This is a genomic window from Kitasatospora sp. NPDC056731 (assembly GCF_040687675.1).
Lineage (GTDB): Bacteria > Actinomycetota > Actinomycetes > Streptomycetales > Streptomycetaceae > Kitasatospora.
This window is the reverse complement of record NZ_JBFBNR010000023.1, coordinates 19,715-42,768: the sequence shown is the minus strand read 5'-3', so window position 1 is coordinate 42,768 and position 23,054 is coordinate 19,715. Positions and strand designations below refer to the sequence as shown.

General features: G+C 72.7%; 18 protein-coding genes. 12 read left to right on the top strand and 6 right to left on the bottom strand.

Annotation, left to right across the window (positions count from 1 at the left end; translation table 11 throughout):
- The first annotated feature begins 153 nt into the window (after positions 1-153).
- The 5 genes from AB0R04_RS23595 to AB0R04_RS23575 all read left to right on the top strand — a co-directional run bounded on the left by AB0R04_RS23595 (position 154) and on the right by AB0R04_RS23575 (position 5,141).
- Positions 154-639, top strand: coding sequence for a CcdC protein domain-containing protein (locus AB0R04_RS23595; RefSeq protein WP_063349361.1), 486 nt, complete (start codon positions 154-156; stop codon positions 637-639).
- A 64-nt stretch (positions 640-703) separates the two neighbouring features.
- Positions 704-1,864, top strand: a complete 1,161-nt coding sequence (locus AB0R04_RS23590) for a histidine kinase (protein ID WP_363374288.1) — start codon at positions 704-706, stop codon at positions 1,862-1,864.
- A 150-nt stretch (positions 1,865-2,014) separates the two neighbouring features.
- The gene (locus AB0R04_RS23585; RefSeq protein ID WP_363374286.1) at positions 2,015-2,710 is read left to right on the top strand and encodes a response regulator transcription factor; all 696 of its coding nucleotides are present in this window, start codon (positions 2,015-2,017) and stop codon (positions 2,708-2,710) included.
- Positions 2,711-2,835: 125 nt separating this feature from the next.
- Positions 2,836-3,396: a DUF485 domain-containing protein gene (locus tag AB0R04_RS23580; protein ID WP_363374283.1), complete on the top strand. Its 561-nt coding sequence runs from the start codon at positions 2,836-2,838 to the stop codon at positions 3,394-3,396.
- Positions 3,397-3,428: 32 nt separating this feature from the next.
- Positions 3,429-5,141 carry a cation acetate symporter gene (locus tag AB0R04_RS23575; protein WP_063351411.1) on the top strand — a complete coding sequence of 571 codons (1,713 nt, stop codon included), beginning with the start codon at positions 3,429-3,431 and terminating at the stop codon, positions 5,139-5,141.
- Positions 5,142-5,208: 67 nt separating this feature from the next.
- Here AB0R04_RS23575 and AB0R04_RS23570 read toward each other — a convergent pair whose 3' ends face one another.
- Positions 5,209-5,898: a response regulator gene (locus AB0R04_RS23570; protein ID WP_063349364.1), complete on the bottom strand. Its 690-nt coding sequence runs from the start codon at positions 5,896-5,898 to the stop codon at positions 5,209-5,211.
- Positions 5,898-7,493 (bottom strand): sensor histidine kinase, encoded by a 1,596-nt coding sequence (locus AB0R04_RS23565; RefSeq protein ID WP_363374280.1) that lies wholly within the window; start codon positions 7,491-7,493, stop codon positions 5,898-5,900. The genes AB0R04_RS23570 and AB0R04_RS23565 overlap by 1 nt, the downstream gene beginning before the upstream one ends.
- A 220-nt stretch (positions 7,494-7,713) precedes the next feature.
- Here AB0R04_RS23565 and AB0R04_RS23560 point away from each other — a divergent pair, with 220 nt between their 5' ends.
- From AB0R04_RS23560 to AB0R04_RS23550, 3 genes are all read left to right on the top strand, one after another.
- On the top strand, positions 7,714-8,538 hold the full coding sequence (locus tag AB0R04_RS23560) for an ABC transporter ATP-binding protein (RefSeq protein ID WP_063349366.1): 825 nt from the start codon (positions 7,714-7,716) through the stop codon (positions 8,536-8,538).
- Entirely contained in the window at positions 8,528-9,403 is an 876-nt protein-coding gene (locus AB0R04_RS23555; protein ID WP_363374277.1) for an ABC transporter permease, read from the top strand. Before AB0R04_RS23560 ends, AB0R04_RS23555 begins: the two co-directional genes overlap by 11 nt.
- Before the next feature lie 123 nt (positions 9,404-9,526).
- Positions 9,527-10,603, top strand: coding sequence for an ABC transporter substrate-binding protein (locus AB0R04_RS23550; RefSeq protein WP_063349368.1), 1,077 nt, complete (start codon positions 9,527-9,529; stop codon positions 10,601-10,603).
- 162 nt (positions 10,604-10,765) lie between these two features.
- Here the strand turns inward: AB0R04_RS23550 and AB0R04_RS23545 are convergent, their stop codons facing one another.
- The gene (locus AB0R04_RS23545) at positions 10,766-11,668 is read right to left on the bottom strand and encodes a sucrase ferredoxin (protein WP_363374274.1); all 903 of its coding nucleotides are present in this window, start codon (positions 11,666-11,668) and stop codon (positions 10,766-10,768) included.
- A gap of 95 nt (positions 11,669-11,763) precedes the next feature.
- The gene (locus tag AB0R04_RS23540; RefSeq protein ID WP_063349370.1) at positions 11,764-14,214 is read right to left on the bottom strand and encodes a DNA topoisomerase IV subunit A; all 2,451 of its coding nucleotides are present in this window, start codon (positions 14,212-14,214) and stop codon (positions 11,764-11,766) included.
- Positions 14,215-14,464: 250 nt separating this feature from the next.
- Here AB0R04_RS23540 and AB0R04_RS23535 point away from each other — a divergent pair, with 250 nt between their 5' ends.
- The 3 genes from AB0R04_RS23535 to AB0R04_RS23525 all read left to right on the top strand — a co-directional run bounded on the left by AB0R04_RS23535 (position 14,465) and on the right by AB0R04_RS23525 (position 18,720).
- Complete coding sequence (locus tag AB0R04_RS23535; protein WP_063349371.1) at positions 14,465-15,826, top strand: pitrilysin family protein; 1,362 nt, start codon at positions 14,465-14,467, stop codon at positions 15,824-15,826.
- A 20-nt stretch (positions 15,827-15,846) separates the two neighbouring features.
- The gene (locus AB0R04_RS23530; protein ID WP_063351412.1) at positions 15,847-17,211 is read left to right on the top strand and encodes a pitrilysin family protein; all 1,365 of its coding nucleotides are present in this window, start codon (positions 15,847-15,849) and stop codon (positions 17,209-17,211) included.
- A 315-nt stretch (positions 17,212-17,526) separates the two neighbouring features.
- The gene (locus AB0R04_RS23525) at positions 17,527-18,720 is read left to right on the top strand and encodes an RtcB family protein (RefSeq protein WP_363374270.1); all 1,194 of its coding nucleotides are present in this window, start codon (positions 17,527-17,529) and stop codon (positions 18,718-18,720) included.
- Positions 18,721-18,758: 38 nt separating this feature from the next.
- Here AB0R04_RS23525 and AB0R04_RS23520 read toward each other — a convergent pair whose 3' ends face one another.
- Both AB0R04_RS23520 and AB0R04_RS23515 read right to left on the bottom strand, forming a co-directional pair.
- A complete protein-coding gene (locus tag AB0R04_RS23520; protein WP_363374267.1) occupies positions 18,759-19,571 on the bottom strand; it encodes an LAGLIDADG family homing endonuclease in 813 nt (270 codons plus the stop codon).
- A gap of 141 nt (positions 19,572-19,712) precedes the next feature.
- A complete protein-coding gene (locus tag AB0R04_RS23515) occupies positions 19,713-19,994 on the bottom strand; it encodes an HPr family phosphocarrier protein (protein WP_063349373.1) in 282 nt (93 codons plus the stop codon).
- 233 nt (positions 19,995-20,227) lie between these two features.
- Between AB0R04_RS23515 and AB0R04_RS23510 the strand changes: the two genes are divergently transcribed.
- Positions 20,228-23,053 carry a GNAT family N-acetyltransferase gene (locus tag AB0R04_RS23510; RefSeq protein WP_363374422.1) on the top strand — a complete coding sequence of 942 codons (2,826 nt, stop codon included), beginning with the start codon at positions 20,228-20,230 and terminating at the stop codon, positions 23,051-23,053.
- The last annotated feature ends 1 nt before the right edge of the window (position 23,054 follow it).

Sequence of the window (23,054 nt, the reverse complement as noted above, 5' to 3'; positions counted from 1 at the left end):
TCCCTCCGGCACGAGGGCCCTCCACCCACGGGTGGAGGGCCCTCGTGCTGCCGGTTCCACCTGCGGTCCACCCCGGCGCCGATCAACCGGGGGCGCCGGATCCGTAACGTCGGAGAGGTCAGTACAAGCCTCCTGTCGGGACGGAGAAGTCCGATGACCGCCCTCGTCAACATCGTCGTGATCATCGCGGTGATGGTCCTCGTGGTCCAGCGCCAGATGCGCGCCCAGCGCCTGGACACCGAGCGCCGCTTCTGGCTGCTGCCGCTGATCCTCGGCGCGCTCGCGCTGCGCGACCCGCAGCTCATCGACCACCAGCACACCGCGCTGTCCGCCACCCTGGTCGGGTGCGGCCTGGCGGCGGTGGTCGCGATGGGCTCCGTCTGGGGCTGGACCGTGCGGCTGTGGCGGGCCGGGGACGGTTCGGTCTGGGCCAAGGGCACCAAGGCCACGGTGGCCGCCTGGGTCGGCATGCTCGCCATCCGGCTCGCCCTGTACGGCGTCGGCGCGGCACTGCACGTCCACCAGGCGGGCAGCGCGCTGCTGCTGGGACTGGCGGTCCTGCTGCTGACCCGCTCGTTCGTGGTGAACTGGCGGGCACGGGCCCTGGACCTGCCGCAACAGGCCGCCGTACCGCGCTGACCGCGCTGACCGCCTTGCCCGGGGCCTGCCGGGCCCGCTGTCCGAGAACGTCGAGGAGGCACCCGTGGCCGAGTGGTACTGGACCCGCTGGCCGTCCCGCGAGGGGCTGGAGCGCGAGGCCGGGAGATGGCCGCGGCGGGCCCTCGCCCTGCTCGGCCGCACCGTCCTGCTGGTCGTCGTCTGTTGGGGGACGTTCTCCGGCGGCAAGTACACGGGCTGGGCGGTGGCCGTCGCGGCGGCCGGACTGCTCGGGGTCGCCGCCCTGGCCACCGGCTACCTCTACGCCACCCGGGAACAGCGCCTGGCGCTCTCGCTCGGCCTGGCCGCCGCCCTGCTCGGCAGTGCCTGGCTGGCCAACTGGGGGCAGGCCTACCTGCTGGCCGACTTCGTCTGGTGCGGGCTGGCCGTGATCGGGGTGGTCCGGCTGCCGGCCGCGCCCGGCCTGCTCACCGCGGCGGCCGCGCTGGGCTCGTACACCGCCGCCAGCTGGGCGAGTTGGGTGAGCATCTTCGCCACCATCGGCGGGCTCGGCCTGCTCGGCTACCTGCTGCGACTGGACGTCGAGGCCCGTGGCACCGCCCGCCAACTGCTCACCCAGGAGCGCGCCGCCCGGGCCGCCGAGGCGGAGAGCGCGGCGCTCGCCGAACGGGCCAGGATCGCCCGGGAGATCCACGACGTGCTCGCGCACAGCCTCTCCGCGCAGCTCGTCCACCTGGAGGCGGCCCGGCTGATGCTGGACGCCGGCACCGACCGCGAGCAGATCCGCGAACGGGTCGTCGCCGCCCGACGGATGGCCCAGGACGGACTGGTCGAGACCCGGCAGGCGCTGTCCGCGCTGCGCGGCGAACTCACCCCGGTCGGCGAGTTCCTGGTGGAGCTGACCGGGCGGGAGCGGGCCACGCTCACCGTCACCGGCTCGCCCCGGCCGCTCCCCGCCGAGGCCGCCCTCGCGGTGCGGCGCACCGCGCAGGAGGCGGTGACCAACGTCCGCAAGCACGCGCCCGGCGCCCGGTGCACCGTCGAACTGCGCTACCTGGCGGAGGCGGTGGAGCTGGAGGTGCGCAACTCCCGCCCTCCGCGCGGCGAACCGTCCGGGGAGCTGTCGGCCAGCGGCAGCGGGTACGGTCTGCTGGGGATGCGCGAACGCGCGGAACTGCTCGGCGGCACCCTGCTGGCGGGCCCCGAGGACGGAGGGTGGCGCGTGCTGCTGCAGGTGCCGGCATGAGCGAGCGCGGCGGGCTCATCATCAGCAGGTGCGGATTTCGCGAAGCGACTGCCGAGCGAAGCGGGGCGGGCGCATGAGCGAGTGCGGCGAGCTCATCATCAGCAGGTGCGGATTTCGCGAAGCGACTGCCGAGCGAAGCGGGGCGGGCGCATGAGCGAGGCAGAGGTCACCAGGGTGCTGGTGGTGGACGACCAGACGGTGGTGCGCGAGGGCATCGTGATGCTGCTGGGGCTGCTGCCCGGCATCGAGGTGGTCGGCGCGGCGGCGGACGGGGAGGAGGCCGTCGCCCTGGTGGAGCGGTGTCACCCGGACGTGGTGCTGATGGATCTGCGGATGCCGCGCGTCGACGGCGTCGAGGCGACCCGGCGGATCCGGGCCGCGCACCCGCAGACCGAGGTCGTGGTGCTCACCACCTACGCCGACGACGACTCGCTGTTCCCCGCTCTGCAGGCCGGGGCGCGCGGCTACCTCACCAAGGACGCCGGCGGTGAGGAGATCGCCCGGGCGATCGCGGACGTCCGCGCGGGGGCGGCCGGGCTCTCGCCGCAGATCCAACTCCGTTTGCTGGAAAGGCTTTCAGGGCCTCCGGCCGGATCCGCGCCGGGGGCCGGGAAGCCGGTCGGGCGGCCGGGGGAGCTCCCGGACGGGCTGACCGCCCGGGAGGCGGAGGTGCTGGCGCTGATCGCCGAGGGGCTCTCCAACGCCGAGATCGCCCAGCGGCTGTTCGTCAGCCAGGCCACCGTGAAGACGCACATCAACAACCTGTTCGCCAAGACCGCGGTGCGGGACCGGGCGCAGGCGGTCTCGTACGCCTTTCGACACGGGATCACCGGTACGCAGCAGTAGTCGGATGAGTGTCTGTCGGATGATCGATCACCTCATCGAGTGAAGGTATCGGCAATGGTCAGAGGGGCTGTCCGGCGGCCGCCATCATGGTTGGGGTCAGAGTGCCCGCCGGTCCAGGAGCAGTTGTGCCACAGCAGCAGACGAGCAGTCCCGGACAGGGGCAGCGATTTGACTGGTGGGCCGCTCCGGCCACCGCCACCGCCTCCGACCGGTCGGCCGTGCCCGGCCAACCGGCGGTGCCGGCCCAGTCGGCCCCCACCCGCGCGGTCCAGCCGGTACCGGCCGAGCGAGCGCCCGTCCCGGTCGCCGCCCCCGCCGCCCGACCCGCCGCCGAACCGGCGGCCGCCCCCCGGGCCCTGGCGCCCGCCACCGACAGCACCGAGGTGTACCGGGCCGTCCAGCGCAGCGACGCCTTCCAGGACATCCGCCGCAGCTACCGGTCGTTCGTCTTCCCGGTCAGCGGCGCCTTCCTCGGCTGGTTCCTGATGTACGTCGCCGCGCAGGCCGCCGCCCCCGGCCTGATGCGCAGCCAGGTGGCCGGCCCGCTCAACGTGGCCTGGCTGCTCGGCCTGCTGCAGTTCGCCTCCACCTTCCTGCTCACCTGGCTCTACGCCCGCAACGCCCGGACCAAGCGCGACCGCGCCGCCCTGGGCCTGCGCTGGGACACCCAGGACCAGCTGCGATGACGACCACGATCACGACCGCGGTGACGACCGCGATGACGACCGCCACCCCGCCCCCCGTCGCCCCCACCGGCGACCACCACGACCTCGCGATCGCGCTGTTCGCCGTCGTCGTCCTGGTCACCCTGGCGATCACCCTCTGGGTCGGCCGGCGGGGCAGCGCCACCGAGGACTTCTACGCCGGCGGCCGGGACTTCACCCCGCTGCAGAACGGTTTCGCGCTCTCCGGCGACTACCTCTCCGCCGCCTCCTTCCTCGGCGTCGCCGGACTGATCGCGCTGTACGGCTACGACGGCGTGCTCTACAGCATCGGCTTCCTGGTCGCCTGGCTGGTGGTGCTGATGCTGGTCGCCGAACTGGTCCGCAACGCCGGCCGGTACACCCTCGCCGACGTGCTCGCCCTGCGGCTGCGCCGCCGCAAGGTCCGGGCCGCGGCCGGGGGCGCCAGCGTCGTCGTCACCCTGCTCTACCTGGTCGCCCAGATGGTCGGCGCGGGCTCGCTGGTCGCCCTGCTGCTCGGCACCAACAGCGCCCAGGCCCGGACCTGGACCATCGTCGCCGTCGGCGGACTGATGATCGTCTACGTCACGATCGGCGGGATGCGGGCCACCACCTGGATCCAGATCGTCAAGGCCTTCCTGCTGATCGCCGGCTCGGTGCTGCTCACCGTGCTGCTGATGGTCCGCTTCCACGGCGACGTCGGCGAGCTGATGCGCCAGGCCGCCCAGCACAGCGGCGCCGGGCGGCGCTACCTCGAACCCGGCCTCAAGTACGGCGCCACCTTCACCAGCCGGCTCGACTTCTTCAGCCTGGGCCTCGCCCTGGTGCTCGGCACCGCCGGACTGCCGCACATCCTGTCCCGCTTCTACACCGTGCCCACCGCGCGGGCCGCCCGCCGCTCCACGATGTGGGCGATCGGCCTGGTCGGCGGCTTCTACCTGATGGCCATCGCGCTCGGCCTGGGCGCGACCGCGCTGGTCGGCTCGGCGGAGGTGCGGCACGCCAACTCGGCCGGGAACACCGCCGTCCCGCTGCTCGCCCTGGTGCTCGGCGGCGGCAACGGCAGCACCGGCGGGGTGGTGCTGTTCGCGCTGATCTCGGCGATCGCCTTCGCCACCATCCTCGCCGTGGTCGCCGGGCTCACCCTGGCCTCCTCGGCGGCCTTCGCCCACGACATCTGGGCCGGCGCCTGGCGCGGCCGGCCGCGGCGGCGCCCCTTCCGGCGGCGCGCCGCCGTCCCGGCCTCCCGGCCGGGGGAGGCCGGGGACCCGGCGGAGGCCGAGCCGACGGGCGAGGCCAGCGAGCGCCAGGAGGTCTGGGTGGCACGGTTCGCGGCCGTCGGGATCGGCGCGGCCGCGATCGCGATCAGCCTCTACGCCCAGCAGCTGAACGTCGCCTTCCTGGTCGGCCTGGCCTTCGCGGTGGCCGCCTCCAGCAACCTGCCCGTCCTGCTGTACAGCCTGTTCTGGTCGCGGTTCACCGCCCGCGGCGCGGTCTGGTCGGTGTACGGCGGGCTGGTCCCGGCGATCGTGCTGGTCGTCTTCTCCCCGGTGGTCTCCGGCACCAAGGTGGCGCTCTTCCCCGGTGTCGACTTCCACTGGTTCCCGCTGGAGAACCCCGGCATCATCTCCATCCCGCTCGGCTTCCTGGCCGGCTGGATCGGGACGATCACCTCGCCCGAGCCCGCCGACGCGGACCGCTTCGCCGAGCTGGAGGTGCGCGCCCTCACCGGTGCGGGCGCGGCCTGAGCGCCGCGCCCCGGGGAACCCCGGCGGGCCTGGGGCCGCCGGGGTTCCCCCACGTCCGGGCGTGGTGTCAGGCCCGGACCGCCAGGCCGTAGCGGTGCTCGGGGCGGCCGGTGTCGCCGTAGCGCAGGGTCAGCCGCAGCCGGCTGTCCCGCTCCAACTGCTTGAGGTAGCGCTGCGCCGTCGAGCGGCTCAGCCCGGTGGCGTCCGCGACCTCCTGCGCGGACAGCGGGCGGCCCGCCTGGCGCAGTACCCCCAGCACCAGGTCGGTGGTGGGCGCCGAGTGCCCCTTCGGCAGCGGGCCGGCCGGGGCGGCGGCGCTGCGCAGGGTGGCGAACAGCCGGTCCACCTCGTCCTGGCCGGCCTCCCGGGCCGCCGGGCCGGCCAGCGCGTGCCGCAGCTGCGCGTACGCGACCAGCTTGTCCCGCAGGCCGGCGAAGGTGAACGGCTTGACCAGGTACTGCAGCGCGCCGTGCTGCATCGCGGCGTGCACCGTCGACACGTCCCGGGCGGCCGTCACCATCATCACGTCGCAGGCCACCTGCCGCTCCCGCAGCCGGCGCACCAGCGCCAGGCCGGTCTCGTCCGGCAGGTGGTGGTCGAGCAGCAGCAGGTCCACCGGGCGGCGCTCCAGCGCGGCCAGCGCCTCCCCGGCCGAGTGCGCGGTGCCGGTCACCCGGAAGCCCGGCACCTTGGCCACGTACGCGGCGTGCACGTCCGCGACCCGGAAGTCGTCGTCCACCACGAGTACGTCGATCATCAGGCCTCCACGAGCTGAGGGGTGAGCAGGGCCTCGGGCAGCTCGACCGTGAACCGGGCGCCGCCGAGCGGTCCCGCGTCGAGCACGATCCGGCCGCCGGTCCGTTCGACCAGCCGCCGCACCATCGCCAGCCCCAGCCCGCGCGGACGGTGCGCGGGCGCGTCCTTGCTGGTCCACCCCTCCTCGAAGACCTGCTCGCGCAGTTCCTCCGGCACGCCCGGGCCGCTGTCCGCGACCTGCAGCAGCAGCGTGGAGCCGGCCGCCGCCAGCGTCACCTCCAGCCGGCCGCCCCCACCCGCCGCGAGCGCGTCCACCGCGTTGTCGATCAGATTGCCGAGCACCGTCACCAGCGCCCGCGCGTCCACCACCGCGTCCGGCAGGTGCGCCGCCGGGGCCAGCAGCAGCCGCACCCCGCGCTCGCCCGCCACCGCCGTCTTGCCCGCCAGCAGCGCCGCGACGTGCGGATCCTGCACCTGCTCGGCGATCCGCGCCGCGACCACCGCGTGCGAACCGGACTGCTCCGAGATGAACGCCACCGCCTGCTCGTGGCGGCCCAGCTCCAGCAGGCCCAGCAGGGTGTGCATCCGGTTGGCGTGCTCGTGGTCCTGGGCGCGCAGTGCCTCGGTCAGGCTGCGGGTGGTGTCCAACTCGCGGACCAGCGACTCCAGTTCGGTCCGGTCGCGGAGTGTCACGACCGCGCCGCCCTCGGCCGTGCTCATCCGGTTGACCACCAGCACCCGGTCGTCCCGGACCGCCGGCAGGTCGGCGCCGGTGATCCGCCCGGTCAGCACGTCCGACAGCCGGCCCGGCGGCAGCACCGCGTCGATCGGCCGCCCGGTGCAGTCCTCCGGCAGGCCGAGCAGCCGCACCGCCTCGTCGTTGGCCAGCCGGATCCGGCCGCGCTCGTCCAGCGCCACCATGCCCTCGCGGATGCCGTGCAGCATCGCCTCCCGCTCCACCAGCAGCGCCGAGATGTCGGCCAGCGCGATGTTGTGGGTGCGGCGCTTCAGCCGCCGGGCCAGCGCCAGCGTGGCGACCGTCCCCGCGGCCAGGCCCGCGCCCGCGCACAGCAGGATCCCGGTGAGCATCTTCAGCAGCCGGCGGCGGATCGAGTCGTCGCTGATGCCGACCGACACCTCGCCGACGATCCGGCCGTCCGCGACCCGCAGCGGCACCTTGCCGCGCGCGGTGCGGCCCAGCGTGCCCTGCTGCATCGCGGTGACGCTGAGCCCGCTGAGCGCCGGCTCCGGGTCGGTGCTGACCCGGTGGCCGATCCGCTCCGGGTCGGTGTGCGAGAGCCGGATCCCGTCCAGGTCGGTGACCACCACGAAGCTCGTGCCGGTGGCCAGCCGGATCTGCTCGGCGTTGCGCTGCGCGGTCGCCGAGTCCCGGGCGTCGGCCGCTCGGGCGATCGCCTCGTCGGTGGCGGTGGCCTGGGCGATCGACAGCGCCCGCTGCATCGCGTCGTGGTCCAGCTCGCTGCTGACCGGGGCCAGGAACAGGCCTGCGGTCACGGTGGTGACACCGACGGTGACGACGGTCTGGCTCAGCAGCAGTTGCGCGAAGACCCGGCGGGGCCAGCGGGGCAGCTTCATCCGGGCCTCCTCTCGGCGGCTGTGGGGGGCGGGTACGTCAGGGTCGGGACACCCTACGTTTCCGGCGTGTTTCTGTCAGCCGCGTCCCCGCAGTTGTAGCGGAAGCAAAAGGAGCAGAACACCCCTCAATGCGGAGAAACCGCAGTACGCCGAGAAGGCTCCCGCCCGGGCCCCGCCCGCTCCTACCTTTCCGGGGCAAGCACAGACCCGGGAGGATTGAATGAGCACAACCCCGGCGATCGAGCTGACTGGCGCGACGAAACGGTTCCGCACCCCGTCCGGGGCCCTGCACACCGCCGTCCGTGACCTCGATCTGACCGTCGCCCAAGGCGAGTTCGTCGCCGTCGTCGGGCCCACCGGCTGCGGCAAGTCCACCACGCTGACCCTGGTCAGCGGCCTGGAGGAGCCCACCGAGGGCGAGGTCCGGGTGGACGGCGAGCCGGTCCGCGGGATCCACCCCAAGGTCGGTTTCGTCTTCCAGCAGGACGCCGTCTTCCCCTGGCGCACCGTCCTGTCCAACGTGATGGCCGGGCCGCGCTTCCGCGGCGTGCCCACCGCCGAGGCCAGGGAACGGGCCCGGGACTGGCTGGGCCGCGTCGGCCTCGCCGCCTTCGAGGACCGCTACCCGCACCAGCTGTCCGGCGGCATGCGCAAGCGCGTCGCGCTCGCCCAGACCTTCGTCAACGACCCGGACATCCTGCTGATGGACGAGCCGTTCTCGGCGCTGGACGTGCAGACCCGCGCCCTGATGTCCGACCAGCTGCTGGAGCTGTGGGCCGGGACCAGGTCCTCCGGGAACGCCGCGTCGGTCGTCTTCGTCACCCACGACCTGGACGAGGCCATCGCGCTCGCCGACCGGGTCGTCGTCATGACGGCCGGACCGGCCACCGTCAAGGAGATCTTCACCGTCGACCTGCCACGACCGCGCACCGTGGAGGCCGTCCGGCTGGAACCGAGGTTCGTCGAGCTGTACCGCGAGATCTGGGCCTCGCTCGGCGAAGAGGTGCGCATCACCCGGGAGAGAGGAGCGGGTCGTGCCGCTTGAGACCGCATCGGCCGTCGCCGGCAAGCCCCCGGCGGCCGCCCCCGCCAGCCGTACCGAGGCCCGCGAACGGGCCGCCCGCAACCGGAGGCTGACCGTCTACGGGGCCCGGGTCGCGGTCCTGGTCGCCTTCCTCGGACTGTGGGAGGTCTGCGCCCGCACCGACGTCATCGACCCGTTCAACTTCTCGCAGCCGTCGAGGATCTGGGACCAGATCTGGCAGTGGATCACCCACGGCACCGCGCAGGGCTCGCTCGGCGAACAGATCGGCTACACCCTCTACGAGGCCCTCACCGGCTGGGTGATCGGCGTCATCTGCGGTGTGCTGCTCGGCATCGCGCTCGGCCGGGTCCGCTTCCTGGCCGACGTGTTCGGGCCCTACATCAAGGTGCTCAACGCGATCCCGCGGATCGTGCTCGCCCCGATCTTCCTGATCTGGTTCGGCCTCGGCCCGGCCTCCAAGGTCGCCTCCGCCGTCGTCCTGGTGTTCTTCCCGGTGTTCTTCAACGCCTTCCAGGGCGCCCGCGAGGTGGACCGCAACCTCGTCTCCAACGCCCGCATCCTCGGCGCCGACGGTCGCAAGGTCACCCTCCAGGTGGTCATCCCCGCCGCCACCACCTGGATCTTCACCAGCCTGCACGTCAGCTTCGGCTTCGCCCTGATCGGGGCCATCGTCGGCGAGTACATCGGCGCCACCAAGGGCCTCGGGCTGCTCGTCGCCGCCGCCCAGGGCACCTTCAACGCGGCCGGCGTGTACGCCGCCATGACCATCCTCGCCGTCGTGGCGCTGCTCACCGAGGGGCTGCTGACCTTCGCCGAGAAGAAGCTGTTCCGCTGGAAGCCCGCCGACGCGGGCGACGGCCGCTGAATCCCCTGCGTCGCTGAACCCTCTGCGTCGCTGAACCCCACCCTCCGGCGTCGCGAACCCCCCGCGCCGCTGAACCCCCTTGTGCCGCTGATCCCCCCTCGCAGAGAGAGGCACCCCCCACCCATGCGCCCGAACCCGATCGGCAGATCCGCCGCGGCCGCCCTCGCCGCCGTCCTGCTCCTCCCGCTCTCCGCCTGCGCCAACGACGCCGCCACGACCACCCACGGCGCCGCCGCCCCGGCCGGCCGGCAGGTCGACGGACCCAAGGTCAAGATCATGGTCGGTGGCCTGGACAAGGTCATCTACCTGCCCGCGATGCTCACCCAGCGGCTCGGCTTCTTCGCCGACGCCGGCGTCAACGTCGAGCTGATGAGCGAGCCCGCCGGCGTCAACGCCACCACCGCGCTGCTCGCCGGCGACGTCCAGGGCGCCGTCGGCTTCTACGACCACACCATCGACCTCCAGGCCAAGGGCAAGATCGTCGAGTCCGTGGTGCAGTTCTCCCAGGCCCCCGGCGAGGTCGAACTCGTCTCCACCAAGCAGGCCGACGCCATCAAGTCCGGCGCCGACTTCAAGGGCAAGAAGCTCGGCGTCACCAGCATCGGTTCCTCCACCGACTTCCTCACCAAGTACCTCGCCGTCAAGAACGGCACCGCCGTCAGCGAGTTCAGCCCGATCGCGGTCGGCGCGGGCCAGACCTTCATCGCCGCGCTCCAACAGGGCAGCATCGACGGCGGGATGACCACCGACCCGACCGTCGCCAACGTCCTCGACAAGGGCCTCGGCAAGATCCTCTACGACATGCGCACCCCCGAGGGCTCCCGCGACGCCCTCGGCGGCCTCTACCCGTCGTCCTCGCTCTACATGAACACCGACTGGGTGGAGAAGAACAAGGACACCACCCAGAAGCTCGCCAACGCCTTCGTCAAGACCCTCAAGTGGATGTCCACGCACAGCCCCGAGGAGATCGCCGCGAAGATGCCCGCCGACTACGCGCAGGGCGGCGCCGAGCAGTACGCGGCCGCGATCAAGGCGACCCTGCCGATGTTCACCACCGACGGGGTGATGCCGGCCGACGGCCCCAAGACCGTCCTCGCCGTCCTCGCCGCCTTCCACCCGGACGTCAAGGGCAAGGAGGGCACCATCGACCTCTCCCGCACCTACACCACCGAGTTCGTCGGCAAGGCCGTCACCGGCTGAACCGACACCCGACGTGACGGCCCCGCGCACCTCCGTGGACAGCAGGCGCGGGGCCGCCCGCGCGCTCCGGTCCCGCGCTCACCCCCACGGGCGCGGGGCCGCCCGCGCGCTCCCGACCTGCTGAAGACCCTGCCGGCGCGCTGCCGTCCCGCCGCCGTCCCGCTACCGGCCCCGCACCGAGAGCACGTCCATCCGCGACGGCGTCCCCGCCGCCTTGCCGCAGCTCTCCGGACGCGCCGGCTCGCTCACCGCCTCGATCACGTCCACCTCCCAGGCCCGGCCGTCCTGGTGCAGCACCGAGACCAGCCAACGGCCCGCGCCGTCCGGCCGCTGGGACAGCGTCAGCGCGTCCACCCCGGTCTCCCCGGTCGCCAGCCGCACCGCGTGCTCGGCCGCCTGACCCGGACGCTCCCAGCCAGAACAGCCCCGCGACCAGGCCGGCACCATGTGCCCGGCCGCCGTCGCCGCCAGCACCTCCTTGGCCGCCTCCGCCGTCAGCCGCCCGTACGCGTAGCCGTACGGCAGCACCAGCATCGTGGGGGAGAAGCGGTGCCCGCCCAGGTGCGTCACCTCCCACACCTCGCTGTGCCCGGCCGCCGCCAGCTCCGCCGCCAACGGGCGGCCCAGCAGCGCGCAACAGCGGTCCCGCCGCCCGTTGGTGCACACCAGCGCCAACGGGCCGCCGACGTGCTCCACCCCGAAACCGCCGTGGTCGCCGACGCCCAGCGCCGCGAAGTCCAGCTCCAGCAGCTCCGCCGGATCGGCCACCTCCGCCCGGCGCACCCAGCCGCGACCCGGCACCGTGTGCGCCACGACCACCTCGTGCCGCGCCGTCGGCAGACAGTCCGCGTGCCGCCCCGGCCGCCGGATCAGCGCCACCCGCACCCCGGTGCCCGCCGCGGCCGCGTCCAGCGCCCGCCCCGTCGCCGGGTCCAGATGGCTCTCCCCGAGTGCCTTCGCGCCCCACGGCCCGTTCTGCTCCACCAGCAGCCAGGTGGTCGCCACCGCGGCGGTGGCGGTCAGCGGCTCCGACAGTTCACGCGACAACGTCGCACAGGTGCTCACCCGGGCAAGGCTACCCTCGGCACCCGCCGCGCCCCCGAACGACGGAGGAGGGGTGCCGGACGACTCCGGCACCCCTCCTCCACCACGCCTGCGCCCTACGCCGGCCCGGCCACCACCGCGATCGGCGCCGTCACCGGCGTGCCCGAACCGTCACGGCGCGGGTCGCGCTCCGGCAGGTCCACCGGCGCGCCCTTGTCGGACGCCGCCCGGGCCGGGGCCACGCCCGCCCAGGCGAACGTCAGACCGTCCTCGCCGCGCAGGAACCGCTGGCAGCGCACGCCGCCCGTCGCCCGGCCCTTGCGCGGGTACTGCTCGAACGGCGTCACCTTCCACGACGTCTGCTCCTCGCCGGCGAGCGTCCCCGATGCCCCCGCCACCGAGACCACCACCGCGTCCGCCGCCGGATCCACCGCCGTGAACGACAGCACCCGCGCCCCGTCGGACAGCTTGATCCCCGCCATGCCGCCCGCCGGACGGCCCTGCGGGCGCACCTGGCCCGCCGGATAGCGCAGCAGCTGCGCGTCCGAAGCGATGAAGACCAAGTCCTCCTCGCCGGTGCGCAGTTCGACCGCGCCCACCAGCTCGTCACCCTCCTTGAGGGCGATCACCTCGAACTCGTCCTTGTTCGCCGGCCACTCCGGCACCACCCGCTTCACCACGCCCTGCACCGTGCCCAGCGCCAGCCCCGGCGAGGACTCGTCCAACGTGGTCAGCGCCAGCGCCCGCTCCCCGGCCTCCAGCCGCAGGAACTCGCCCACCGCGGCCCCGCCGGCCAGCGTCGGCGACGGCGTCGGCGGCAGCGCCGGCAGATCGATCACCGGCAGCCGCAGCACCCGGCCCGCCGACGTCACCACACCCACGTCCGCCCGCGCCGTCGCCGGCACCGCCGACACGATCACATCGTGCTTCGACCGCTTCTCCGACAGCTCGAACGGCTCCCCGTCCGCCGTCCGCGCCAGCAGGCCCGTCGACGACAGCAGCACCCGGCACGGGTCGTCCGCCACCTCCAGCGGCACCGACAGCGCCGCCGACGGCGCCGCCCCCGCCTCCAGCAGCACCGTCCGCCGCTCCGTCCCGAACTGCTTCGCCACCGCGCCGAGTTCGGACGACACCACGCTGCGCAGCCGGGAGTCCGAGTCCAGGATCTCGGTCAGCTCCGCGATCTCCGCGTTCAGCTTCGCCTTCTCCTGCTCCAGCTCCACCCGGTCGAACCGGGTCAGCCGCCGCAGCGGAGTGTCCAGGATGTACGCCGTCTGCGTGTCCGACAGCGAGAAGCGCTCCATCAGGCGCTCCTTCGCCTGCCCCGCGTTGTCACTCGACCGGATGATCGCGATGACCTCGTCGATGTCTAGCAGCGCGACCAGCAGACCGTCGACCAGGTGCAGCCGCTCCTCCCGCTTGCGCCGGCGGAAGTCGCTGCGCCGCCGCACCACGGTGAACCGGTGGTCGACGTAGACCTCCAGCAGCTCCTTCAGCCCCAGCGTCAGCGGCTGGCCGTCCACCAGCGCCACGTTGTTGATGCCGAAGGTCTCCTCCATCGGCGTCAGCTTGTACAGCTGCTCCAGCAGCGCCTCCGGCACGAAGCCGTTCTTCACCTCGATCACCAGCCGCAGCCCGTGCTCGCGGTCGGTCAGGTCCTTGACGTCCGCGATGCCCTGCAGCTTCTTCGCGTTGACCAGGTCCTTGATCTTCGAAATGACCTTCTCCGGGCCGACGTTGTACGGCAGCTCGGTCACCACGATGCCCTTGCGGCGCGCCGTCACCGCCTCCACCGTCGTGGTCGCCCGGATCTTGAACGTGCCGCGGCCCGACTCGTACGCGTCCCGGATCCCCGACAGGCCCACGATCCGCCCGCCCGTCGGCAGGTCCGGACCGGGCACGAACCGCATCAGCGTGTCCAGGTCCGCGGTCGGGTGCTTGATCAGGTGCCGGGCCGCCGCCACCACCTCGGACAGGTTGTGCGGCGGCATGTTCGTCGCCATGCCGACCGCGATGCCCGTCGCGCCGTTCACCAGCAGGTTCGGGAACGCCGCCGGCAGCGCCAACGGCTCCTGCTCGCTGCCGTCGTAGTTCGGACCGAAGTCGACGGTGTCCTCGTGGATCGACTCCACCATCGCCATCGACGCCGCCGTCAGCCGCGACTCCGTGTAGCGCATCGCCGCCGGCGGGTCGTCGTTGCCCAGCGAACCGAAGTTCCCGTGCCCGTCGATCAGCGGCAGCCGCATCGAGAACGGCTGCGCCATCCGGACGACCGAGTCGTAGATCGACGCGTCGCCGTGCGGGTGCAGCCGGCCCATCACCTCGCCCACCACACGGGCGCACTTCACGTGCGCGCGGTCCGGCCGCAGGCCCATCTCGTTGGCCTGGTACAGGATCCGGCGGTGCACCGGCTTCAGACCGTCCCGCGCGTCCGGAAGCGCACGCGAGTAGATCACCGAGTAGGCGTACTCCAGGAAGGAGCCCTGCATCTCGTCCACGACGTCGACATCGAGGATCCGCTCCTCGAAGTCTCCGGGCGGCGGGGTCTGCGAACTGCGGCGGGCCATCGCGGCGGGGCTCCCTTACGTCTCGCTTGCTGTGTCTCGGTCAGTCTCTGACGTCCATCCACCGACCCCCGTCAACAGGGCTCGGCGCCCCCATTGTGGACCCTCGCGCCGACACTCCCGGCCAGCGCCCCTCTTCCGCCCCTGGCGAACGCCCCGTCTGCGCGGGACACGAACACGCCCCCCGCGCGTTGCACCACAATGGGGGACGCCACACGAACCCCGACATCGACGACGGGAAGGACCCGAGCGCATGGCCAACCCGGCCCCCGCATCCGCCTCCACCGGAGGACATGGCGCTGCCATCGCCATCACCGAGCACCGCCTGGCCAACGGCCTGCGCGTCGTCCTCTCCGAGGACCACCTCACCCCGGTCGCCGCGGTCTGCCTCTGGTACGACGTGGGCTCCCGGCACGAGGTCAAGGGCCGCACCGGCCTCGCCCACCTCTTCGAGCACCTCATGTTCCAGGGCTCCGCCAACGTCTCCAACAACGGGCACTTCGAGCTCGTCCAGGGCGCCGGCGGCTCGCTCAACGGCACCACCAGCTTCGAGCGCACCAACTACTTCGAGACCATGCCCGCCCACCAGCTGGAGCTCGCCCTCTGGCTGGAGGCCGACCGCATGGGCTCGCTGCTCGCCGCCCTCGACGAGACGTCCATGGAGAACCAGCGCGACGTCGTCAAGAACGAGCGCCGCCAGCGCTACGACAACGTCCCCTACGGCACCGCCTTCGAGAAGCTCACCGCGCTCTCGTTCCCCGACGGCCACCCGTACCACCACACCCCGATCGGCTCCATGGCCGACCTCGACGCCGCCACCCTCGACGACGCCCGCGCGTTCTTCCGCACCTACTACGCGCCCAACAACGCCGTCCTCACCGTCGTCGGCGACATCGACCCCGAGCAGACCATCGCCTGGGTCGAGAAGTACTTCGGCAGCATCCCCTCCCACGACGGCAAGCAGCCGCCTCGCTCCGGCGAACTCCCCGACACCATCGGCAGCGAACTGCGCGAGCACGTCCACGAGGACGTCCCCTCCCGCGCCCTGATGGCCGCCTACCGCCTCCCGCACGACGGCACCCGCGACGCCGACGCCGCCGACCTCGCCCTCACCATCCTCGGCAGCGGCGAGTCCAGCCGCCTCTACAACCGGCTCGTCCGCCGCGACCGCACCGCCGTCGCCGCCGGCTTCGGCCTGCTCCGCCTCGCCGGCGCCCCCAGCCTCGGCTGGCTCGACGTCAAGACCTCCGGCGACGCCACCATCGAGCAGATCGACGCCGCCGTCGACGAGGAACTCGCCCGCTTCGCCGCCGAAGGCCCCACCCCCGAGGAACTCGAACGGGCCCAGGCCCAGATCGAGCGCGAATGGCTCGACCGGCTCACCACCGTCGCCGGCCGCGCCGACGAACTCTGCCGCTACGCCGTCCTGTTCGGTGACCCCAAGCTCCTGAACGACGCCCTCCCCAAGGTCCTCGACATCACCGCCGAGGAGGTCCAGGCCGTCGCCAAGGCCCGGCTCCACCCCGACAACCGGGCCGTCCTCGTCTACGAGCCCACCACGGCCGACGACACCGACGCCCCCGCCGCCACCGATGAGGAGGGTGCCGCCGCATGAGCACCGACTACGTCCCCGCCATGACGTTCCACCCCCAGCCCGAGCCCGGCACCCCCGGCCCCTGGGCCTTCCCCGCCCCCGAGCGCGCCGCCCTCGGCAACGGCATCACCGTCCTGCACTGCCACCGGCCCGGCCAGCAGCTCGTCGCCGTCGAGGTCCTCCTCGACGCCCCGCTCGCCGCCGAACCCGACGGCCTCGACGGCATCGCCGCCATCCTCGCCCGCGCCCTCAGCGAAGGCACCGACACCCTCACCGCCGAGGAGTACGCCGCCGAACTCGAACGCGCCGGCGCCACCCTCGACGCCCACGCCGACCACCCCTGCATCCGCGTCTCCCTGGAGGTCCCCGCCTCCCGCCTGCAGCGCGGCCTCTCCCTGCTCGCCGACGCCCTGCGCGCCCCCGCCCTCCCCGAGGACGAGATCGAGCGCCTCGTCGCCAACCGCCTCGACGAGATCGTCCACGAGCAGGCCAACCCCGCGCGGCGCGCCGCCAAGGCCCTCTACGCCGAGCTCTTCGACGGCGCCGACCGCCTCTCCCGGCCCCGCAGCGGCACCGCCGACACGGTCAAGGCCATCGACCGGGCCGCCGTCAAGGCCTTCTACGACGCCCACGTGCGCCCCGCCACCGCCACCGTCGTCGTGGTCGGCGACCTCACCGGCACCGACCTGCCCGCCCTCCTGGAGAGCACCCTCGGCACCTGGACCGGCAACACCGCCGAACCCTCCGCCCACGCCCCCGTCACCGCCGACGACCGCGGCCGCGTCGTCATCGTCGACCGCCCCGGCTCCGTCCAGACCCAACTCCTCATCGGCCGCATCGGCCCCGACCGCCACGACCCCCTCTGGGCCGCCCAGATCCTCGGCACCTACTGCCTCGGCGGCACCCTCACCTCCCGCCTCGACCGCGTCCTGCGCGAGGAGAAGGGCTACACCTACGGCGTCCGCTCCTTCGCCCAGCCGCTGCGCTCCGCCGCCGACGGCAGCGGCCGCTCGCTGCTCGCCATCAGCGGCTCGGTGGACACCGCCTCCACCGCCCCGGCGCTCGCCGACACCTGGACCATCCTGCGCACCCTCGCCGCCGAGGGCCTCACCGACGCCGAGCGCGACGAGGCCGTGCAGTTCCTGGTCGGCGTCGCCCCGCTGAAGTACGAGACCGCGGGCTCGGTCGCCGGCACCCTGGCCGACCAGGTCGAGCAGTACCTCGCGGACGACTACCAGGCCGAGGTCTACCGGCAGCTCGCCGAACTGCCCACCGCCGCCGCCACCGAGGCCGTCGTCGCCGCCTTCCCGCCGGACCGCCTGGTCACCGTGCTGGTCGGCGACGCCTCCGTCATCGCCGACGACGTGCGGGCCCTCGGCATCGGCGAGGTCACCGTCGTCAGCTGACCCCGCGGTTCCCGTGCGGCCCGGTGGAGCACCCGCTCCGCCGGGCCGTCGTGTTGTTAAATCCGTTGCGGGCCAGCGGCGTTCCGTGGATAGATGTCCCCGGCACACACGGACGAACGACGACGAACGACGACGAACGAAGGGAGGCGGTCACCATGCGGGTCGAGCGAGCCATACGCCGACGCTCCCCAAGGCCGTCCTCCCCCTGTGCCCAGGGCGCCTGAGCCCCGCCCCCGAACTTCCCCGAGCCGCACCGGGATTCTTCGCGCGGCACCCCCTTCCCCGAACCACCCGACCGCTGGAGGTCGTTCAACCATGACGTACACCGAGGTGCCCGGAATCCGGGTCCCGATCCGGATGTGGACCGACCCGGCCACCGTCGAGGGCCAGGCCCTGCAGCAGCTGCGCAACATCAGCTCCCTGCCCTGGCTGCACGGCCTCGCCGTGATGCCCGACGTCCACCTGGGCAAGGGCGCGACCGTCGGCTCCGTCATCGCCATGAAGGGTGCCGTCTGCCCGGCGGCGGTCGGCGTCGACATCGGCTGCGGCATGAGCGCGGTGAAGACCTCCCTCACCGCCGAGGACCTCCCCGACGACCTGTCCCGCCTCCGCTCCAAGATCGAGCAGGCCATCCCGGTCGGCCGCGGCCTCCACACCGACCCCGTCGACCCGACCAAGCTGCACGGCCTCCGGACGGCGGGCTGGGACGACTTCTGGCACCGCTTCGACGACGTGGCCGGGGAGGTCAAGTGGCGCCGCGAGCGGGCGATGCAGCAGATGGGGACGCTCGGGGGAGGAAATCACCACATTGAACTATGTGTCGATGATAAGAAAAGCGTTTGGCTGACGCTGCATTCCGGTTCTCGTGGAATCGGCAAGGAACTGGCCGAGTACCACATGGGTGTGGCCCGGTCGCTGCCGCACAACCAGGGGCTGATCGACCGTGACCTCGCGGTGTTCATCTCGGAGACCCCGCAGATGGCGGCCTACCGGCAGGACCTGTTCTGGGCGCAGGAATACGCGCTGCACAACCGCTCGATCATGATGGCTCTCTTCAAGGACGTCGTACGTCGCGAGCTCCCGAAGGCGAAGGTGACCTTCGAGGACGAGATCAGCTGCCACCACAACTACGTGGCGGAGGAGCGGTACGACGGCCAGGACCTGCTGGTGACCCGCAAGGGCGCGATTCGCGCCCGGACCGGCGACTACGGCATCATCCCGGGCTCCATGGCCACCGGTTCGTACATCGTGCGCGGGCTGGGCAACGAGGCGTCGTTCAACTCGGCCTCGCACGGTGCCGGCCGCAAGATGAGCCGCAGCGCGGCGAAGAAGCGGTTCTCCACGCAGGACTTGGTGGAGCAGACCAAGGGCGTGGAGTGCCGCAAGGACAGCGGCGTCGTGGACGAGATCCCGGGCGCGTACAAGTCGATCGAGAAGGTCATGGCACAGCAGACCGATCTCGTCGAGCCGATCGCCCACCTCATGCAGGTCGTCTGCGTCAAGGGGTGATCGAATGAGGCGGCCCCCGACGAATCCGGGGGCCGCCTTCACCGCTGCGGAAAGACTCTCGGACGTTTGGGGCCGACAAGTCGCCAGTGACGGACCTTGCAGCTCTTGAGCGTTCGCCCCAAGTGCGCGGAGGCCGTCTCCATGCTTGGTGCGGTGAGGATCACCTCGTCCTCCTCCGGGGTCCAGCTGCGCCGAGGGGGTGCGAATCCCATGGTCGATGGACGAACCCACCCGCTGACTCGATCGGCACCGGCCTGCTTGCGGAGCAGCGCCAGGCAGCCCGGGTAGTAGAGGTCGGTGGCCAGGGCCACGGCGGCCTCGTTGAGGAAGAGGATGTTGTAGATGTTGTCGCGTTTGTTGCGGTTGAGCTTGCGCCGGGCTCCGCAGAGGCGTTCTGCATAGAGGGCAGTGAAGGCGGCCGTCGCGTCGCTCTTGGTGGCCAGGCCGACGAAGGGCAGTTCCTTGGACGTGAGGCCCACCGAGCCGTCGGCGTCGATGAGGCCGCGCAGGTAGTCGCGCTCGGAGAACGGCACCGTCGGCGGTGCGATGATCTCGGACTTCCGCCCCACCGGCAGGCCGAGGTCCCGCAGTTCCTCGCGGAACTCGCGGGCGCAGACGGTCCACATCGCCGAGGTGTGCTCCGCTTTGAAGTTCGTGCTGCGCGTCCGGTACCGGATGCTGCTGTTGTACGGGCAGAGCCGCTGGAACTCCTCCAGGATGGGCGCGTCGCGCGCGGAGAGTTCCACGGAGAGCCGGCCGCGGTTGCGGGACTGCTCGGTGAGGTGTCCGTCCGCCTGGAGGAAGGCGAACATGTAGGCGTGCTCGGGTCGTTCGAGGTCGAAGAACGTCATGCGGCGAGCATCTGTGCGATCGATCGCCGAAGGAGCGCGATCGCTCACCAGTTCGCTCAATGGTGTGGATGCGATCGATTCCGCGAACAGAAGCGCCCGGCAGTGCTAGGACTGCCGGGCGCTTCTGTCGGTCGAGTTGGTTCAGGCCGCGGCCGGGAGCTCGTCGAGGCCTTCCTGGACGAGCTTGGCGAGGCGGTCCAGGGCGTCGTCGGCGTTGTCGGCGTCGGAGGCGAGGATGACCTCGTCGCCGCCCTGGGCGCCGAGGCCGAGCAGGCCGAGCATGGAGGCGGCGTTGACGGGGTTGCCGCCCGGCTTGGCGATGGTGATCGGCACGCCGGTTGCCGTGACGGCCCGGACGAAGACGGAGGCGGGACGGGCGTGCAGGCCCTCGGCCCAACCGATGGTGACGCGGCGCTCAGCCATGAGACGTGCCTTTCCGGTGAAGCTGGTTACGGCCGTGCTCGGGGAAGCGGCCATGTTGTCTAGACCAGTGTTGCACGCAGGCGGCCCCTGCGAGCCGCCGCGTTCGGGACTTGTGATTGTTTCTTTTCGGGGCATAAGGCCCGGCCAGCGGCCCTGCCCACCCTGCTGCCAGTGTGCGCCCGGCGCCATTCGGCTCGCTGCCGGATAACCTGACGAATGTGGACGACTCCGCAGTGGCGCAGCCCGAGCAGGACCCCGGTGACCGGGGGGAATCCGGACCGGATTACCCCCAGCACTGGGAGGCCGACATCCTGCTGCGGGACGGCGGTACGGCCCGCATCCGGCCGATCACGCCGGAGGACGCGGAGCGTCTGGTGGAGTTCTACGCACAGGTGTCGGACCAGTCCAAGTACTTCCGTTTCTTCGCCCCCTATCCCCGGCTGTCGGAGAAGGACGTCCGCCGTTTCACCCACCACGACTTCGTGGACCGGGTGGCGCTGGCGGTGGTGGTCCGGGACCGTTTCATCGCGACCGTCCGCTACGACCGGATCGACGCGCAGGGCCGTCCGTCCGAGGCCGGGACGGACGCTGAGGTGGCGTTCCTGGTGCAGGACGCCCATCAGGGCCGCGGGGTGGCCTCGGCGCTGCTGGAGCACATCGCGGCGGTGGCGCAGGAGCGTGGGATCCGCCGGTTCCAGGCGGAGGTGCTGCCGGAGAACCGGAAGATGGTGAAGGTCTTCACCGATGCCGGCTACACGCAGCGCCGCAGTTTCACCGACGGTGTGGTGCACCTGGAGTTCGATCTTGAGCAGACGGACCGTTCGCTGGCGGTGATGCGGGCGCGCGAGCACCGGGCGGAGGCGAAGTCGGTGCAGCGGCTGCTGACCCCGCGGTCGGTGGCGGTGATCGGGGTGTCGCGCAATCCGCAGACGGTGGGCCGGGCGATCCTGCGGGACCTGTTGGGCAGTGCCGACGACACGCGCCCGGTGTACGCGGTGAACCGCAACGCCCCGCCGGGCACCGGGCTGGACGGCGTCCCGGTGCACCGTTCGGTTCTGGACATTCCGGGGCCGGTGGATCTCGCGGTGATCGCTGTCCCGGAGGGGGCCGTCCCGGCGGCTGTCGCCGAGTGCGGTGCGCACGGGGTGCAGGGCCTGGTGGTGGTGACCGCCGGGTACGCGGAGACCGGTCCGGAGGGCCGGGACCGCCAGCGCGCGCTGGTGCGCCAGGCGCGGGCGGCGGGGATGCGGGTGATCGGCCCGAACGCCTTCGGCCTGATCAACACCGATCCGGACCGCCCGTTGAACGCCTCGCTGGCCCCGCAGCTGCCGGGCCGGGGCGGGTTCGGGATCTTCTGCCAGTCCGGCGCGATCGGGGTGGCCCTGCTGGAGTCGGCGCACCGCCGGGGCTTGGGGGTGTCCTCCTTCGCTTCGGTGGGAAACCGGTCGGACGTCTCCGGGAACGACTTCCTGCAGTACTGGGCGGAGGACGAGGCCACCGAGGTGGTGCTGCTCTACCTGGAGTCCTTCGGCAACCCGCGCAAGTTCACCCGGATCGCGCGCCGGCTGGCCGCGGTGAAGCCGGTTGTGGTGGTGAAGGGCGCCCGGCACACCGGCAGCCTGCCGCCGGGCCACGCGGTGCCGGCGACCGCGACGGGGCTGCGTGACGCGACGGTGGACGCGCTGTTCGAGCAGGCGGGCGTGATCAGGGTGGAGACGATCACCGAGCTGTACGACACCGGGGAGCTGCTGGCCCTGCAGCCGCTGCCGCCGGGGGACCGGGTCGCGGTGGTCGGCAACTCGGACTCGCTGGGCCTGCTGACCTACGACGCCTGCCTGAGCGCGGGCCTGCGGCCGCGCACGCCGGTGGACCTGACCACGGCCGCGACGGGCGAGAACTTCCGGATCGCGCTGGACGTGGCGCTGGCCGATCCGGCGGTGGACGCGGTGATCGCGGTGGCGATCCCGCCGATCGGCACGTCCGCGCACGCCTTCATGGGCGGCCGGCTGACCGGTCCGGACGATCCGGAGATGGGTTCGGACGATCCGGAGATCGCCGACGCGCTGCTCGAAGCCAGCCGAAGGGCAAGGGAGTTGGGCAAGCCGCTGGTGCTCGCCCATCTGGCGTTGACCGATCTGCCGGTCCGGCTGCGCCCGGGGGGCGTGCCGGCGTTCGCGGCGCCGGAGCGGGCGGTGCGGGCGCTGGCGCACGCGGTGCACTACGCGCAGTGGCGGCGCCGGACGGCCGAGGCGGAGGAGACGGCCCGGGTGCCCGAGCTGGACCGGATCGACGAGCCGGGCGCCCGCGCGCTGGTCGAGGCGGCGTTGAGCACCCGGACGGCGGTCGCCGCGCGGACGCAGCCGGGCGGCGCCCGGATCACCCTGCCGGACGCCGGGGCCCGCGAGCTGCTGGCGCGCTACGGCATCGACGTCTTCCCGGCGCTGCCGGCGCCGGACGAGGAGGCGGCCGTGCGGGCCGCGGCGACACTCGGCTATCCGGTGGCGTTGAAGGCCACCGCCCCGCATCTGCGCCACCGCCCGGACCTGGGCAGCGTGCGGCTGGATCTGACCGGCGAGCCCGGGCTGCGCCGGGCGCACCGCGAGCTGGACGCGCTGTTGGGCGGTGCGGCGCAGGCGGAGCTGGTGGTGCAGCGGCTGGCGCCGCGCGGGGTGGACACCGTGATCGGTGCCACGGTGGATCCGGCGGTCGGCGCGATCCTGTCGTTCGGCCTGGCGGGGGCGCCCGCCGAGCTGCTGGGCGACGTGGCGCACCGGTTGGTCCCGGCGACCGACCAGGAGGTGGCCGGGCTGGTCCGGGAGGTGCGGGCGGCGCCCCTGCTGTTCGGTTGGCGGGGTGCGGAGGCGGTGGACACCGGCGCGTTGGAGGAGTTGCTGCTGCGGGTGTCGCAGTTGGTGGACGATGTGCCGGAGATCGCCTCGGTGGATCTCGAACCGGTGGTCGTGGCCCCGTACGGGCTGGCGATCCTGGGGGCTCGGGTGCGGATCGCGCCGCTGCCCGTCCGTAGCGATCTGGGCCCGCGCGCGATGAGCACCCTGTAAC